13 protein-coding genes and 1 pseudogene are annotated in these 13,763 nt (G+C 44.5%); 12 read left to right on the forward strand and 2 right to left on the reverse strand.

Going from position 1 to position 13,763, the window contains the following annotated elements; all coding sequences use genetic code 11:
- The first annotated feature begins 276 nt into the window (after nucleotides 1-276).
- Genes msrA through J7I80_RS09775 form a run of 3 tightly spaced genes read left to right on the forward strand, consistent with a single transcriptional unit; the run spans nucleotide 277 to nucleotide 1,783 of the window.
- Nucleotides 277-816 carry a peptide-methionine (S)-S-oxide reductase MsrA gene (msrA, locus tag J7I80_RS09765; RefSeq protein ID WP_214737995.1) on the forward strand — a complete coding sequence of 180 codons (540 nt, stop codon included), beginning with the start codon at nucleotides 277-279 and terminating at the stop codon, nucleotides 814-816.
- Nucleotides 816-1,250, forward strand: a complete 435-nt coding sequence (gene msrB, locus J7I80_RS09770) for a peptide-methionine (R)-S-oxide reductase MsrB (protein WP_214738082.1) — start codon at nucleotides 816-818, stop codon at nucleotides 1,248-1,250. The genes msrA and msrB overlap by 1 nt, the downstream gene beginning before the upstream one ends.
- Nucleotides 1,251-1,282: 32 nt before the next feature.
- On the forward strand, nucleotides 1,283-1,783 hold the full coding sequence (locus J7I80_RS09775) for a PTS sugar transporter subunit IIA (RefSeq protein ID WP_214737997.1): 501 nt from the start codon (nucleotides 1,283-1,285) through the stop codon (nucleotides 1,781-1,783).
- Between the two features lie 62 nt (nucleotides 1,784-1,845).
- Here the strand turns inward: J7I80_RS09775 and J7I80_RS09780 are convergent, their stop codons facing one another.
- Both J7I80_RS09780 and J7I80_RS09785 read right to left on the reverse strand, forming a co-directional pair.
- Nucleotides 1,846-2,451: a DUF502 domain-containing protein gene (locus J7I80_RS09780; protein WP_214737999.1), complete on the reverse strand. Its 606-nt coding sequence runs from the start codon at nucleotides 2,449-2,451 to the stop codon at nucleotides 1,846-1,848.
- Between the two features lie 57 nt (nucleotides 2,452-2,508).
- Nucleotides 2,509-3,609, reverse strand: a complete 1,101-nt coding sequence (locus tag J7I80_RS09785) for an SGNH/GDSL hydrolase family protein (RefSeq protein ID WP_214738001.1) — start codon at nucleotides 3,607-3,609, stop codon at nucleotides 2,509-2,511.
- A gap of 314 nt (nucleotides 3,610-3,923) precedes the next feature.
- On the opposite strand from J7I80_RS09785, the gene J7I80_RS23735 reads away from it, so the two are divergent.
- The 9 genes and pseudogenes from J7I80_RS23735 (at nucleotide 3,924) to J7I80_RS09830 (ending at nucleotide 13,759) form a co-directional block, all read left to right on the forward strand.
- A complete protein-coding gene (locus J7I80_RS23735) occupies nucleotides 3,924-4,028 on the forward strand; it encodes a YjcZ family sporulation protein (protein ID WP_483297696.1) in 105 nt (34 codons plus the stop codon).
- 189 nt (nucleotides 4,029-4,217) lie between these two features.
- Nucleotides 4,218-5,684: an NAD(P)/FAD-dependent oxidoreductase gene (locus J7I80_RS09795; RefSeq protein ID WP_214738003.1), complete on the forward strand. Its 1,467-nt coding sequence runs from the start codon at nucleotides 4,218-4,220 to the stop codon at nucleotides 5,682-5,684.
- A gap of 64 nt (nucleotides 5,685-5,748) precedes the next feature.
- A pseudogene (locus J7I80_RS09800) lies at nucleotides 5,749-6,730 on the forward strand (S66 family peptidase).
- A gap of 255 nt (nucleotides 6,731-6,985) precedes the next feature.
- Nucleotides 6,986-8,347 carry an aspartate aminotransferase family protein gene (locus J7I80_RS09805; RefSeq protein WP_214738005.1) on the forward strand — a complete coding sequence of 454 codons (1,362 nt, stop codon included), beginning with the start codon at nucleotides 6,986-6,988 and terminating at the stop codon, nucleotides 8,345-8,347.
- Nucleotides 8,348-9,040 (forward strand): CoA transferase subunit A, encoded by a 693-nt coding sequence (locus tag J7I80_RS09810; protein ID WP_214738007.1) that lies wholly within the window; start codon nucleotides 8,348-8,350, stop codon nucleotides 9,038-9,040.
- Complete coding sequence (locus J7I80_RS09815; protein ID WP_214738009.1) at nucleotides 9,025-9,690, forward strand: 3-oxoacid CoA-transferase subunit B; 666 nt, start codon at nucleotides 9,025-9,027, stop codon at nucleotides 9,688-9,690. Before J7I80_RS09810 ends, J7I80_RS09815 begins: the two co-directional genes overlap by 16 nt.
- Before the next feature lie 14 nt (nucleotides 9,691-9,704).
- Nucleotides 9,705-10,973, forward strand: a complete 1,269-nt coding sequence (locus J7I80_RS09820; RefSeq protein ID WP_353050098.1) for a peptidase — start codon at nucleotides 9,705-9,707, stop codon at nucleotides 10,971-10,973.
- 23 nt (nucleotides 10,974-10,996) lie between these two features.
- Entirely contained in the window at nucleotides 10,997-12,325 is a 1,329-nt protein-coding gene (gabT, locus tag J7I80_RS09825) for a 4-aminobutyrate--2-oxoglutarate transaminase (protein ID WP_214738013.1), read from the forward strand.
- A gap of 12 nt (nucleotides 12,326-12,337) precedes the next feature.
- A complete protein-coding gene (locus tag J7I80_RS09830) occupies nucleotides 12,338-13,759 on the forward strand; it encodes an aldehyde dehydrogenase family protein (protein WP_214738015.1) in 1,422 nt (473 codons plus the stop codon).
- Nucleotides 13,760-13,763 lie beyond the last annotated feature (4 nt).

Below are 13,763 nucleotides of genomic sequence, written 5' to 3' on the forward strand. Positions count from 1 at the left end.
GCAAAAAGCGCTTCTTTGTCGAAGTCTCCAGTTTCTGCGTTTCTGGACAGTCGGCTATACTTTTCGATTTCGGTCTGCCCAATGAAGTCAAAGAACGACTTCACCGGTCAGCCCTCCAGCGCTTGTCGGGGCTGAACGAGGCGCTTACGCTTTTTTTCTTGAAGTGTTCTGAATGTGTTTTTTGCTTTAAAAGTTATAGAATAGGGAATAAGTATTTGAGTAGAGTGTTTCATCGATTTATCGATTTATCTAAAGTTTGAAAGAAGAGGTGTCACTATGGAAAAAGGTAATCATGAGCTTGCGACATTTGCCGGAGGATGTTTCTGGTGCATGGTCAAGCCGTTCGATGAGCAGCCTGGCATTGTCAGCGTTGTTTCCGGCTATACTGGAGGCACGACTGAAAATCCTACATATGAGCAGGTTTGCAGCGAGACCACCGGACATTATGAAGCCGTGCAAATCACATACAATCCGGAAATCTTTCCTTATGAGAAGCTGCTCGAGTTATACTGGCAGCAAATAGATCCGACCGACCCAGGAGGCCAGTTTTACGACAGGGGTCAATCATACCAAACCGCGATTTTTTATCATAATGAAGAACAAAGACAGCTGGCTGAAGAATCAAAACAAAAGCTTGCAGATAGCGGGGTTTTCACGAAACCTATCGTTACCCAGATCTTGCCGGCCAAAACGTTTTATCCCGCAGAGACATACCATCAGGATTATTATAAGAAAAACCCTGAAAGATACAATGCTTATCAAATCGGTTCAGGGCGCAAAGCTTTTATCAGGAATCATTGGGGGGAAAAGGAATGATGAAGAAAAATCCAGAGGAGTTAAAGAAAAGATTGACACCCATGCAATATGAAGTTACACAAAATAATGGAACAGAACCGCCATTCAGGAATGAGTATTGGAATGATCTGCGAGAAGGGATATATGTTGATATTGTCTCTGGCAAGCCTTTATTTAGTTCCCGGGATAAATATGATGCGGGATGCGGCTGGCCAAGTTTCACCAAGCCGATCATGGAGGAAGAAGTAACCGAAAAACAAGACCTTAGCCATTTCATGGTCAGGACTGAAGTGCGCAGTAAAACAGCAGATTCCCATCTGGGCCATGTGTTTGATGATGGTCCCGGAGAGAATGGCCTGCGATATTGCATTAATTCCGCTGCATTGAGGTTTGTACCGAAAGAAAAAATGGAAGAGGAAGGGTATGGAGAGTACCTTAAGCTGTTCCAGGATTAATCATAGTTCTAAGAATGGAAGGAATGATTCGTTTGTTTAAAAAGTTATTCGGAAAAAAAGAAGAGCAGGTTAAAACAATCCAGCTGCTATCACCCATTACCGGGAATGCAGTAAATTTAAGTGCTGTTCCTGATCCTGTCTTTTCAGAAAAAATGATGGGAGACGGAGTAGCGATTGAACCATCAGAGGGGGTTGTTGTGTCGCCAGTCGAAGGTGAAATCATTCAGGTTTTCCCGACTAAGCACGCGGTCGGAATAAGAGCGAAAAACGGAGCAGAGCTATTGATCCATATTGGATTGGAAACTGTTTCTCTTAAGGGTGAAGGATTCGAAACACATGTAGCACAAGGCGACAAAGTTAAGGTAGGCGATAAACTGGTAACCTTTGACCTTTCCGTTATCAGCGAAAAAGCAAAGAGTACAGTAACACCGATTATTATCACCAACACGGATCAGGCTGCATCATTGAAGGTCTTAACAGAAGGAAATGTTGAAAAGGGCACGACACCCATCCTGGAAGTGACTTTTGAATAGGTAAGTGAGTATACTCGGAAAGACCTAAAGGGATTGTTCGTCAATGAAAAACAGCCGCTGATTCAGCGGCTGTTTTCATTGACAGGTTTTTGGCCATTAGTGGAGGTCATTCCGCCTGAAAGGATGAATTTCATTGCATCTTCAGGTTTTACATCAATGATTTCAACGTCAGTTTTGGGAATCAAGAAGGTGAAACCTGCCACCTGAAACGTTTGAGGCACGTAGACAGCAACATACTCTGACAATGGCTTATGGAACGCCTTCAGGTCATCTGTTGTGATGAAGCCGAGACTCTTCATATGGGTACCGGGTATTGTAACCAAAGCAACCTTCGAAAATGACTTTTTCTCACCAAGGAAGGAATGGATTGTATCCTTTATAACCGAATAAACCGTTTTTACAAAAGGAGTCTTTTCCAGAAGCTTGTCAATTAGCTTAATGATACTTCCAGTGATGAACCGGGTTGACAGCCATCCCAGAATGGTAATCAGGATCAGGGTTGTCAGAAGGCCGATGCCAGGAATGTACCTTTCTTGTAAATATGGTTTCAGTACATTTCCAAGAAGACTGTCTAAAAACATGAATACTTTATAAATGACATAGATAACGAGAATAATCGGGACTATTGTCAGGATCCCGTTAATGAAGTTCTTCAATACACTTTTCATGGTAAACTCCTTATTCAAAACATATGGAAGTATCATACACTTTTTTACAGGGTTTTTCTATGATTGTTTTTTCTTATCCTTCGCGACGATAATCGAAGAAATCTGGATAATTTGCTGTTCACTGCTATTGTTTGGAGACGTTTTTTCGACTGTTTCAAACCGGACATTGTGTTGTCCTTTATCCAGGCCGCTCGCGATATATAGATACCTTTCACGTGTGAAAGGCCACCAGGTGGAAATTGTCCTGATATATTCCCCGTCAATATACACCCTCAGATTTCCGCCATACTGACTGCGAATAGCTTTTACCCCAAGGATGGAGCCTTTGAACTCGTACTCTAGATAGTCGCCATTTCTTTTACTGATATTTATTCCATTTTCGATGACGAATCCCTTGCTTCCAGATAAGTTCTTTTTTTCATAAAAGGATAAGGTCTGCTCCCTGGTCAATGGCTTTGGCAGACTGGCAATCTCGGCATCTGTTTCAATATTATTCTTGATCAGTTCAAGAATTGAAGCAGCATACAACTGGTATCCCTTACCATTAGGATGTACAGTATCCGTCGTAAGCTGCTCTGTGAGCATCCCCGATTTCTTAAATGGAATGCGCATGTCCAGCGGCTTTGCTCCGTAATGGGCGGATACTCGTTTAATTGCATCAGCAAATTGTTCCTGTTTTAAGGGACTTTCAATGATGGTAATGACTTCGGATCCTGGGTAACGCTCCTTGGCATTACGGATCAATTTTTCATAAAAAAAAGTAAACTGTTCGGAATCCATGTATTTGCGGTCATTTTCACCAAAAACGATGAAGATGAGATCAATATCCCGGAATTTTGGAGCCTTTTGAAGTTTGTAAATTCCTTCAAAGGCGGTTGCGCCGCTTTGGACGAGCATATTCCTGCGTGCCCGGGTCCCGCTGAAATCCTTTAAAAGCACTTCAAGCTGGCTGTACCATCGCAAATTTTTATTTTCTGCCCCAGCACCCCGGCCAATGCTGTCACCGATGACCAAATAATTGAATGATGAACCTGCTTCAATTTTTTCATATACTGATAAATCTTCGGAAAGGTAATGTTCTGACTGTATCGCTAAAAAGGAAATAACTGCGGCGGCAAGAAAAACTATACTGAATACTTTTTTAGCGCTGGATTTCATTCGTGTTGGTATCCCTCCGGAAAGTAAGCCTTTAAGCTAATTGTAACTGCTAGTACAGGAACTGTGAAAAGAAATTTTTCAGCGCGAAGACTGTAATTCATTTCTTTGATTGAATCGATATTTTTTTAAAAATGGGCTAATGCACAAACGGGTCAAGTACCCATATCATACCGTAAAGGGAAAGCAATTCAAAAACAAACGAGGAGTGGTTTTTAATGTACGGATATGATAATGCCCCAATGCCTGTAACATCACCGATGGGAACAGCACCAATGCATGGCACTTTCTGTGGCGGAGGTTATCCTTATGCAGGTGTGGCTGGTGTTGGCACAGGATACGGATACGGCGGTTTTGCATTGATCGTTGTTCTGTTTATCTTGTTAATCATCATTGGCGCATGCTGCAGCTATAACTGGTAAAAACAATTTAATTCTCGAAAAGTCTAAGAGGTTGCCTGGTGACAGGCAGCCTCTTATTTTGATTCGATAAAACACGAACAATTAATTGTTTGTTATGAAATATAGTTCGCTATTTAAGTTGACGACATCGCTGTATTTTGTTATATTTACCAAGTGTTAAGCAAAAAACAGATTGGCGGGGGATGCTGTATGAATACAAACTATGATGTGATTGTCGTTGGAGCAGGTCCGGCAGGTATATTTACTTGTTATGAATTATCGTTAAAAATGCCTGAAGCAAAAGTGCTGCTTGTTGATAAGGGCCATGATATTTATCGCAGGAACTGCCCGATTTTACAGAAAAAGATTGAGAAATGCCCGCCAGCAGCAGGGAAGAAGGATTATGCCGGCTGCCTTCCTGCATGTTCAATAACGAACGGATTTGGCGGTGCCGGAGCCTATTCAGATGGAAAATTCAATATTACAAGCGAATTCGGCGGATGGATGACGGATTACCTTCCTGATTCAAAAGTTGTCGAGCTTATTAAATACGTGGATGGAATTAACCTCAAGCATGGAGCTACAGAAAGCATTACAGATCCAATGACAGATAAGGTAAGGGAAATTGAGAGAAGAGGCTATGCCGCAGGATTGAAACTGCTGAGAGCACAGGTCCGCCATCTTGGGACGGAACAGAATCTTGAAATCTTGAAAAATATATTTGAGTACTTAAAAGATAAAGTCGATATGGCGTTCAAGACGGAAATCGAGGATTTGATTACAGAAAAAACGCCTGAAGGCCATAAAGTCACAGGTGTTGAACTTAGGAATGGCCAGCAGATTTTTGCCGATAAAATTGTAGTTGCCCCGGGCCGTGACGGCTCCAAATGGCTGACGCAGCTATTGAAAAAAAGAAGGCTTAAGATGATCAATAACCAGGTCGATATTGGAGTCCGTGTTGAAACTTCAAATGTCGTCATGGAGGAAATAAATGAGCATTTATATGAAGGGAAATTCATCTTCAATACATCCGTAGGAACCAGTGTGAGAACGTTCTGCAGTAATCCATCCGGACATGTTGTAGTCGAAAACCACTCCGGAATCATGCTTGCTAATGGCCACGCGTACAAAGATCCTAATCTGGGAAGCAGCAATACCAATTTCGCCTTGCTTGTGTCCCATACTTTTTCTGAGCCATTTGATAAGCCCAATGAATATGCCCATGAAATCTCCAGGCTGGCAAACAGTCTTTCAAATGGCGGCCTGATTGTACAGAAGTATGGTGATATTTTAAAAGGGAGAAGGTCCACTGAAAAAAGGATCAAAGAAGGATTCCTGGAACCGACTTTGAAGGAAGCTGTTCCCGGGGATCTTGGGCTAGTCCTTCCATATAATACGCTGAAAAGTTTGATTGAAATGACGGAAGCGCTCAACCAGGTAACTCCTGGTCTTGCTTCAGACCATACTTTGTTTTATGGTGTTGAAGCGAAATTCTACTCCGCAAGGCCGAAGTTGAATGACAGGTTTGAAACCGAAATCAGCGGCCTGTATGTTGGCGGGGACGGAGCCGGAATCACGAGAGGCCTGGCACAGGCGAGCGCATGCGGTGTATGGATTGCCACCGATATCATCGAAAAGTCCAGGGTTGGCCGGAAAACAGAGCCAGCGCTAGTTTAAAGATGCATACACACTTCCACTTCTTTGATAAAATAAACCTAAATACAGAAGAGGCGGGGAAAGTATGTTTGCACCTAAATTAGTGCCAGGGGATGAAATAAGAGTAATTGCGCCTGCGACCAGCATGATCATTTTAAAGGAAGCTCAGGTTGATTTGGCTGTTGAAAGGTTGACCAAACTGGGCTTCAATGTGACATTCGGAAAGAACGCAGATGCCCATGATGAGTTTTTCAGCTCTTCCATTGCAGAAAGAATCGAGGACCTGCATGATGCATTTGCAGATCCAAATGTAAAAGGGATCCTTACTGCACTTGGCGGCTATAATTCTAACCAGCTGCTAAAATATATAGACTTTGACCTGATTGCTGCTAATCCGAAGGTTTTTTGCGGGTACAGTGACATTACAGCGCTGCAGTTAGCTATTTATCAAAAAACAGGTCTCGTTACTTATTCTGGGCCCCTTTTTTCGAGCTTCGGCGTAAAGCATGGACTTGAATATACGATGGAATCGTTCTTGCAGGCAGTCACCAATGATGCGCCTTATGAAATCGTTCCATCAAGTACATGGTCTGATGACGCCTGGTATCTCGACCAGGAAAATCGGACATTCCATGAACAAAGCTCCTACTCGATTTTTCAGGAAGGCGAAGCAGAGGGAAGGCTGATCGGCGGCAATCTTTGTACGATGAACCTTCTTCAGGGTACAGAATTCATGCCTTCCCCTCAAGGATAGCATCCTGTTCATTGAGGATGACGAAGAAAGCCACTCCAGAAGCTTCGACAGGGACCTGCAATCGCTGCTTCATCTTCCAGATGCTGACTCAATAAAAGCTCTGTTGATTGGCCGTTTCCAAAAGAACTCCAATATTACGGAAGAAGCTCTAAGGAAGATTATTTCAAGTAAGGAAGAGCTGCGGAATATCCCAATCATTGCAAACGTCAACTTCGGGCATGTCCAGCCTCTTGCCACACTGCCTATTGGGGCAGTTGCAACAGTAAAGGCAGCAGGTGGCCAAACCGAGATCTTTATCGAACAAAAAGAATGAGGATATAAACTTCTGATGGCACCTTTTATAGGTGTCCTTTTTTTATGCCTGGAATTTGTCGGACAAAACAGCCGATGGAAGAGCAGAATTTGTCAGAGCTGCAGGCTTCCTCATTTACGAAAATGTATCAGATCCTTCCCTAATCCCGTGCTAGTACCACTTATTTTTTACATCTTCAAGAAAGATTCCCCTTTTCATTTCATACAATTTACTGAATGTCCATTTAATTTTAATTGCGGTGAATGGAGTGAATTTATGAAGCCGTCCTACTTGATTAAACCTGCCTTGGATGAAAGCTATCCAGAGATTGACTATGGAAAAGGTGTCTTTCTTTTTGACAAAGATGGCAAGAAATATCTTGATGCTGCATCCGGGGCTGTCACAGCAAATATCGGACACGGAGTTCCTGAAATTATCCTGGCAATGCATGAACAGTCCAAACGGGTGTCTTTTGTCTATCGCTCCCAGTTCACTAGTGAGGCAGCTGAAAAGCTGGCGGAAAAACTCGCTGATGCTTTGCCGGGAGATTTGAATTGGAGTTTCTTTGTAAATAGTGGTTCAGAGGCTACAGAAACCGCGCTGAAAATTGCGATTCAGTATTGGCAAGAGAAAGGGATTAAGACAAAAACAAAAATTTTATCAAGATGGATCAGCTACCATGGAATCACTCTGGGTGCACTATCTATGTCAGGACATCCGGGAAGAAGAGCGAGGTTTGTTCCATTGCTTGAAGAATTCCCATCGATTTCACCTCCATATTGCTATCGCTGTCCATATCAAAGCACAGCGCCTGAGTGTGGTTTTTTATGTGCGATGGAGCTTGAGGGAGCAATAAAGCGGATCGGTTCAGACCATATCGCCGGATTTATTGCAGAACCGGTTATTGGTGCGGCTGGAGGGGCGATTTCACCCCCAGAAGGCTATTACGAAACAATTAAAAAGATTTGTGACGAAAACAATATATTATTCATTGCGGATGAGGTCATGACGGGTTTTGGCCGTACAGGGACGATGCTGGCATCAGAACACTGGAACATCTTTCCCGATATTGTCGCGCTAGGTAAGGGAATGGGAGCAGGTTATGCCCCGATTGCGGCAACAGTTGTCAGTGACCATGTCATGGAACCTATTCTGAATGGCTCCAAATCAATTATGAGCGGTCATACTCTTAGCGCGAACCCACAATCCTGCGCTGCCGCACTGGCGGTCATGGAATACCTTGAGAACAATCAAGTTTTAAGTGAAGTCGAATCAAAGTCTGTGTACCTGAAAAATAAACTTGATAAGTTGAAAAATCAGTTTGATTTTATAGGGGATGTCCGGGGCAAAGGCTTGCTTCTCGGTCTGGAATTTGTCAGATTGCCAGGTGCGAAACTCCCGTTTGAACGAAGTATGAAACTAACTGAAATAGTGGTAAAGTCGGGCAGAGATCATGGGATATTGCTGTATCCTGCAGGCGCCGGCCTGGATGGTCTTTCAGGGGATGCAATAATTATCTCCCCGCCGCTGACCATCACCAGGCGGGAGATTGATGAATTAATAGCATTGCTGAAGGCAACATTCATGGATGTGTATAGAATACTGGGATTTCCTTTTGAAGATGGAGTTGAGAAGTAGATGGATAATCCGTTTGGAAAAATAGCGACGCTTGAGCAGGCAATGGAGTATTTTTATGACGGAATGACTTTGATGTTTGGCGGATTTGGCGGAGTAGGCTCTCCCCCTGACCTGATTGACGGCATTCTTGAAAAAGATATAAAAAATCTTGTGCTGATTGGGAATGATACAGGTTTTCCCGAGATCGGCATTGGCAAAATTGTCAGCCGCGGGAAAGCAAAGAAAGTCATCGCCTCCCATATTGGGTCCAACCCAGTAGCAGGCAATCTGATGACCAAGGGAGAACTGGAGGTTGAATTCTCGCCGCAGGGAACTCTTACAGAACGGATTCGTGCGGGAGGAATGGGACTGGGAGCCATTTTGACAGATGTAGGAGTGGATCATGAGTTTGTTGCAAAAGGCAAACAAAGAATGACATTGAACGGCAAAGATTATTTGATTGAAACTGCGTTAACAGCCGAAGTTTCAATCGTTTATGCAAAAAAGGCAGATCCATATGGAAATCTTGTCTTTGATAAAAGTGCCAGGAATACGAACCCGCTAGTGGCGATGGCCGGAAAATTCACCATCGCGGAGGCAGAGGAAATCGTGCCCCTTGGCAGCCTGGATCCTGAAGAAATCGTCACGCCTGGTGTATTCGTGGATATGGTAATTCCTTCTGGAGGGGTGAATTGGAAATGGGCATGGGAATAGATGTCAGAAACAGAATGGCCATACGAGCCGCCGAAGAAATCTCTCCGGGCATGGTTGTTAACCTGGGCATAGGAATTCCCTCCCTGGTACCGAACCACCTTCCCGAAAATACGAGAGTCATGTTCCATGCTGAAAACGGAATTGTCGGGATGGGGAAGTCGCCGGAAAAAGGTTATGAGGATGAAAACCTGTGTAATGCTGGTGGATTCCCAGTCACTGTCATGGCGGGTTCCTCTTATTGTGATAGTGCTGTAGCCTTCGGTATGATTCGCAGAGGCAGAGTGGATCTTACTATTCTAGGATCCTTGCAGGTTAGCCAAAAAGGGGACCTTGCGAACTGGATTGTCCCCGGCAAGAAGGTTCCGGGCATGGGAGGGGCAATGGAGCTGGCACAAAAAGCCAGAAAAGTTGCCGTATTGATGAACCACAGTGATAAAAACGGAGCTTCTAAAATCGTTCAATCGTGTACCCTGCCACTAACCGCTTCTAAATGTGTTGATATGGTCATCACCGACCTCGCAGTTTTTAAAATAATTGACGGTTCAATGATATTGTCTGAACTTTTTGCGCCACATACAATCACTGAAGTTACCGGAAAGACTGCATGCGATTTTACAATCGACGAAAATATCCGGATTATCGAATATTAAAAGGGGCTGATATCGTGCAAACTCCTGAGCAAAAGGTGAGGAATTACATTAAAGAAAGCAGGATTAGAGGGACGCGGCTTTTGCAAAAATTAGTTCAGGAACCGAGTACTAGAGGGGATGAAAGCGGAGCGCAGGCAGTCATTATTGAAAAATGCCGCGAGCTGGGACTTGAAATGGATATCTGGGAAATCGGGGATAACGGACTGACTGTTCACCCTGCTTTTTGTTCAGATCGAAAAGACTTCAATGGGAACCCAAATGCTGTAGGGATCATGAGGGGAACAGGTGGAGGAAAGTCTATGATCCTGAATGGACATATTGATGTTGTTCCCGCAGGCGACGCAAAAGATTGGGAAAGGGACCCGTTCAGCGGCCATATCGAATGCGGCAAGTTATTTGGCAGAGGCTCGACAGATATGAAGGGCGGCACAACTTCACTGCTAATGGCGATGGAGGCAATAAAAAATTCGGGACTCAAGCTAAAGGGCGATGTCATTTTTCAAAGTGTGATCGAAGAAGAAAGCGGTGGTGCGGGAACACTTGCCGCTGTCCTGAGAGGTTATAAAGCGGATGCAGCCATCATCCCTGAGCCGACTAATATGAAGCTGTTTCCAAAACAGCAGGGATCAATGTGGTTCAGGATTTCAGTGAAAGGAAAAGGGGCGCATGGCGGAACGAGGTATGAAGGTGTCAATGCGATTGAGAAAGCGATGCTGGTCATTGATAGACTGAGAATCTTGGAGTCTCAGAGAAATGAAAGAATCACTGATCCGTTTTTTGAAAGCATCCCAATCCCGATTCCTATTAATATCGGAAAGATCCATGCTGGAGACTGGCCATCATCTGTACCGGATTTAGCTGTAATTGAGGGCAGGATGGGGGTGGCCCCCAATGAAACACAGGATGAGGCAAAGCAAGAAATGTTTGAGGCCATTGCCGAAGTCTGTAGGGCAGACCCATGGCTGAGAGAAAATGAACCTGAACTTGAATGGTTCGGTGCAAGCTGGCTGCCAGGCGACCTGGATCCTGAACATGAACTGATTCATGTCCTTTCAGAAAGCTTTATGAACGTTAAGGAAAAATCTCCATTAATCGAGGCATCCCCATGGGCAACGGACGGCGGTATCCTCTCCAAGATCGGTGGAGTTCCTGTAGTTGTTTTTGGACCCGGGGTAACGGAAACGGCACATCAGGCGAACGAATATATAAAGCTTGAAGATGTTTTTGAAGCGGCTGAGATCATTGCACTTGCTTTGCTTAAGTGGTGTGAGGTCAGCTATTAGAGAAAAAAGGGGGAATCGAACAAATGGCTGATATAAAGATTAACACAGCTATACCAGGCCCAAAGGCACAGGCATTGTTAGAGCGGAAAGAAAAAAATATTCCTGTGGGCCCGTTCAACACAATCAAGTCGTTTGCGGAAAGAGGAGAAGGTGCCTTATTGACGGATGTGGATGGAAATACATTCATCGATTTTGCGGGCGCGATCGGAACACTGAATGTTGGCCACTGTCCAAGTAATGTAGTGAAAGCACTTCATGAGCAGATCGACCGCTATCTGCACCCGTGCTTCCATGTGATGATGTATGAACCATATATAGAACTTGCGGAAATTCTAAACAACATTACTCCAGGGACTCATGATAAAAAAACATTCTTTCTGAGCAGCGGCGCAGAGGCAGTAGAAAATGCGATAAAGATAGCAAGGAAATATTCAGGCCGAAAAGGAATCATTTCTTTTGAACGAGGTTTTCACGGAAGGACCTATATGGCAATGTCGCTGACGAGCAAGGTCAAACCATACAAGTACCAGTTCGGACCGTTCGCTCCGGAAACCTATAAATGGCCATACCCAGTGTATTCTCAAGAAAAAGGCATGGCACCTGAAGAACTTGATGCCTATATGCTGAAAAAATTTGAGACATTTTTCCTTAGCGAGGTTCCTGGCACCGAAATTGCGGCTGTCATAATGGAACCGATTCAGGGTGAAGGCGGATTTAATATTCCATCCAAAACCTTTGTTCAAGGAGTGAAGAGAATTTGTGAACAGTATGGGATCCTCTTTATTGCAGATGAAATCCAAACCGGTTTCGGCAGGACAGGGAAGATGTTTGCGATGGAGCACTACGATGTGGTCCCAGATTTGATGACAATGTCAAAATCGATTGCTGCAGGGCTGCCAATCAGTGCAGTCACGGGAAGAGCTGAAATTATGGACTCTGCAGGTATTGGGGAAATTGGAGGGACCTTTGGCGGAAGTCCTCTCGGTTGTGTAGCGGCAATAGAAGTCGTTAAAATGATAGAAGAGCAAAATCTGCTTGATAGAGCGAACCTGTTCGGAGAGAAGTTCCTGCAAAGGTTCGGCAAGCTTACGGACAGTTTTCCGGAAGTAGGCGATATCCGTTCCTTAGGTGCTATGTGTGCGATCGAATTTTTCGATGAGACTGATCGGCCAAACGGACAAATCGTTCGAGAAATACTTGCAAAAGCACATCAGCGAGGATTAATTTTAATGAGCGCTGGTCTTTATGGAAATGTAATCAGGCTTTTAGCTCCTCTGGTCATAACAGAGGATCAAATTGAGGAAGGATTCGATGTGCTTGAATCTGCAATCACTGAATGCTGCCAGCGGTAGGAGGGGGAAACAATGAGACAGAATTTATGGATTAATGGCGAAGGTGTTAAAAGTGGTAAATATCGTCCGCTTTTTAATCCTTTTAATGGAGAAAAAATTGCTGATGTAGCAGAGGCAAGCAAAGAAGAGGTGATTAAAGCGATTGATTCAGCTGCCGGGGCAGCAGTGACGATGGCAGAGATGGATGCACATAAGCGTTCCGACATCCTGCGGAGAGTGGCTGAATTAATCCAGGAGGACAGGGAGGAATGTGCCCGCCTGATCGCGGAGGAATCCTCCAAACCATTGAAGGCTGCTCGTGGTGAAGTCGACCGTACCATCATGACCTATAGATTTGCATCAGAAGAAGCAAGGAGGCTTCACGGTGAAACAATCCCGATGGACGCGGCTCCTGGAGGCGAGGGGAGAGTCGCCTATACGGTAAGAGAGCCGCTGGGAGTAATAGCTGCAATCACTCCTTTCAACTTCCCGATGAACCTTGTTGCCCATAAAGTAGGGCCGGCAATCGCTGCCGGAAATACGATAGTCCTTAAGCCAGCCAGCCAGACCCCATTATCAGCCTATAAAATTGCTTCCTATTTCTATGAAGCAGGACTCCCTGCGGGTGCGCTGAATGTAGTGACTGGCAGCGGGAAAAGTGTTGGTGATGTGCTGATTGCCGATGACCGGGTGAAGATGGTCACATTTACGGGAAGTCCTGAAGTTGGGAAGCATATACGCGAAAATGCCGGGTTGAAACGAGTAACTCTGGAACTAGGTTCTAATTCGGCCTTGATTGTTGATGAAGGAACTGATCTAAAAAAGGTAATGCCCAGAATCGTTACGGGAGCCTTTTCTAATCAGGGGCAGGTTTGCATCTCTATCCAGAGGATTTTCGTACACGAAGCGATCGCTGCTGAATTTGTTTCTTTGTTTATTGAAGAAGCTGGTAAACTGAAGGTGGGAGATCCACTGGATGAGCAAACAGATTTAGCTGCCATGATCAGCGGAAATGATGTGACCAGGGCAAAAGCCTGGATCCAGGGCGCGGTGGAAAACGGAGCGGAGCTGGTATATGGCGGAGATAGTGAAAGACAAATATTGAAGCCAACTGTGCTGCTCAATGCGCAGCTCACTGATAAAATTTCCTGTGAGGAAGTGTTCGCACCGGTTGTTCATATCAACACTTTTGATGATTTCGCTGATGCGATAGCCAAGGCTAATGATTCAAAGTACGGGTTGCAGGCAGGAGTCTATACGAATGATCTTCAAAAAGCGATGCAAGCTGCAAAAAACCTCCATGTCGGCGGTGTGATGATCAATGAAATACCAACTTTCCGGGTAGACCATATGCCATATGGCGGCGTCAAAATGAGTGGAACCGGCAGAGAAGGGATTAAATACGCTTTAGAAGAAATGACCGAACTGAAACTTGTTTCAATCAAACTGGATTGACCGT

The sequence above is a fragment of the Bacillus sp. ISL-41 genome, assembly GCF_018613235.1.
Classification (GTDB): Bacteria; Bacillota; Bacilli; order Bacillales; family Cytobacillaceae; genus Mesobacillus.

Excerpts from the sequence above, each read along its gene's own strand:
- msrA (WP_214737995.1), top strand. The coding sequence starts at position 277 with ATGGAAAAAGGTAATCATGAGCTTGCGACATTTGCCGGAGGATGTTTC.
- msrB (WP_214738082.1), top strand. The coding sequence starts at position 816 with ATGAAGAAAAATCCAGAGGAGTTAAAGAAAAGATTGACACCCATGCAA.
- J7I80_RS09780 (WP_214737999.1), bottom strand. The coding sequence starts at position 2,451 with ATGAAAAGTGTATTGAAGAACTTCATTAACGGGATCCTGACAATAGTC.
- J7I80_RS09785 (WP_214738001.1), bottom strand. The coding sequence starts at position 3,609 with ATGAAATCCAGCGCTAAAAAAGTATTCAGTATAGTTTTTCTTGCCGCC.
- J7I80_RS09795 (WP_214738003.1), top strand. The coding sequence starts at position 4,218 with ATGAATACAAACTATGATGTGATTGTCGTTGGAGCAGGTCCGGCAGGT.
- J7I80_RS09805 (WP_214738005.1), top strand. The coding sequence starts at position 6,986 with ATGAAGCCGTCCTACTTGATTAAACCTGCCTTGGATGAAAGCTATCCA.
- J7I80_RS09810 (WP_214738007.1), top strand. The coding sequence starts at position 8,348 with ATGGATAATCCGTTTGGAAAAATAGCGACGCTTGAGCAGGCAATGGAG.
- J7I80_RS09815 (WP_214738009.1), top strand. The coding sequence starts at position 9,025 with ATGGGCATGGGAATAGATGTCAGAAACAGAATGGCCATACGAGCCGCC.
- gabT (WP_214738013.1), top strand. The coding sequence starts at position 10,997 with ATGGCTGATATAAAGATTAACACAGCTATACCAGGCCCAAAGGCACAG.
- J7I80_RS09830 (WP_214738015.1), top strand. The coding sequence starts at position 12,338 with ATGAGACAGAATTTATGGATTAATGGCGAAGGTGTTAAAAGTGGTAAA.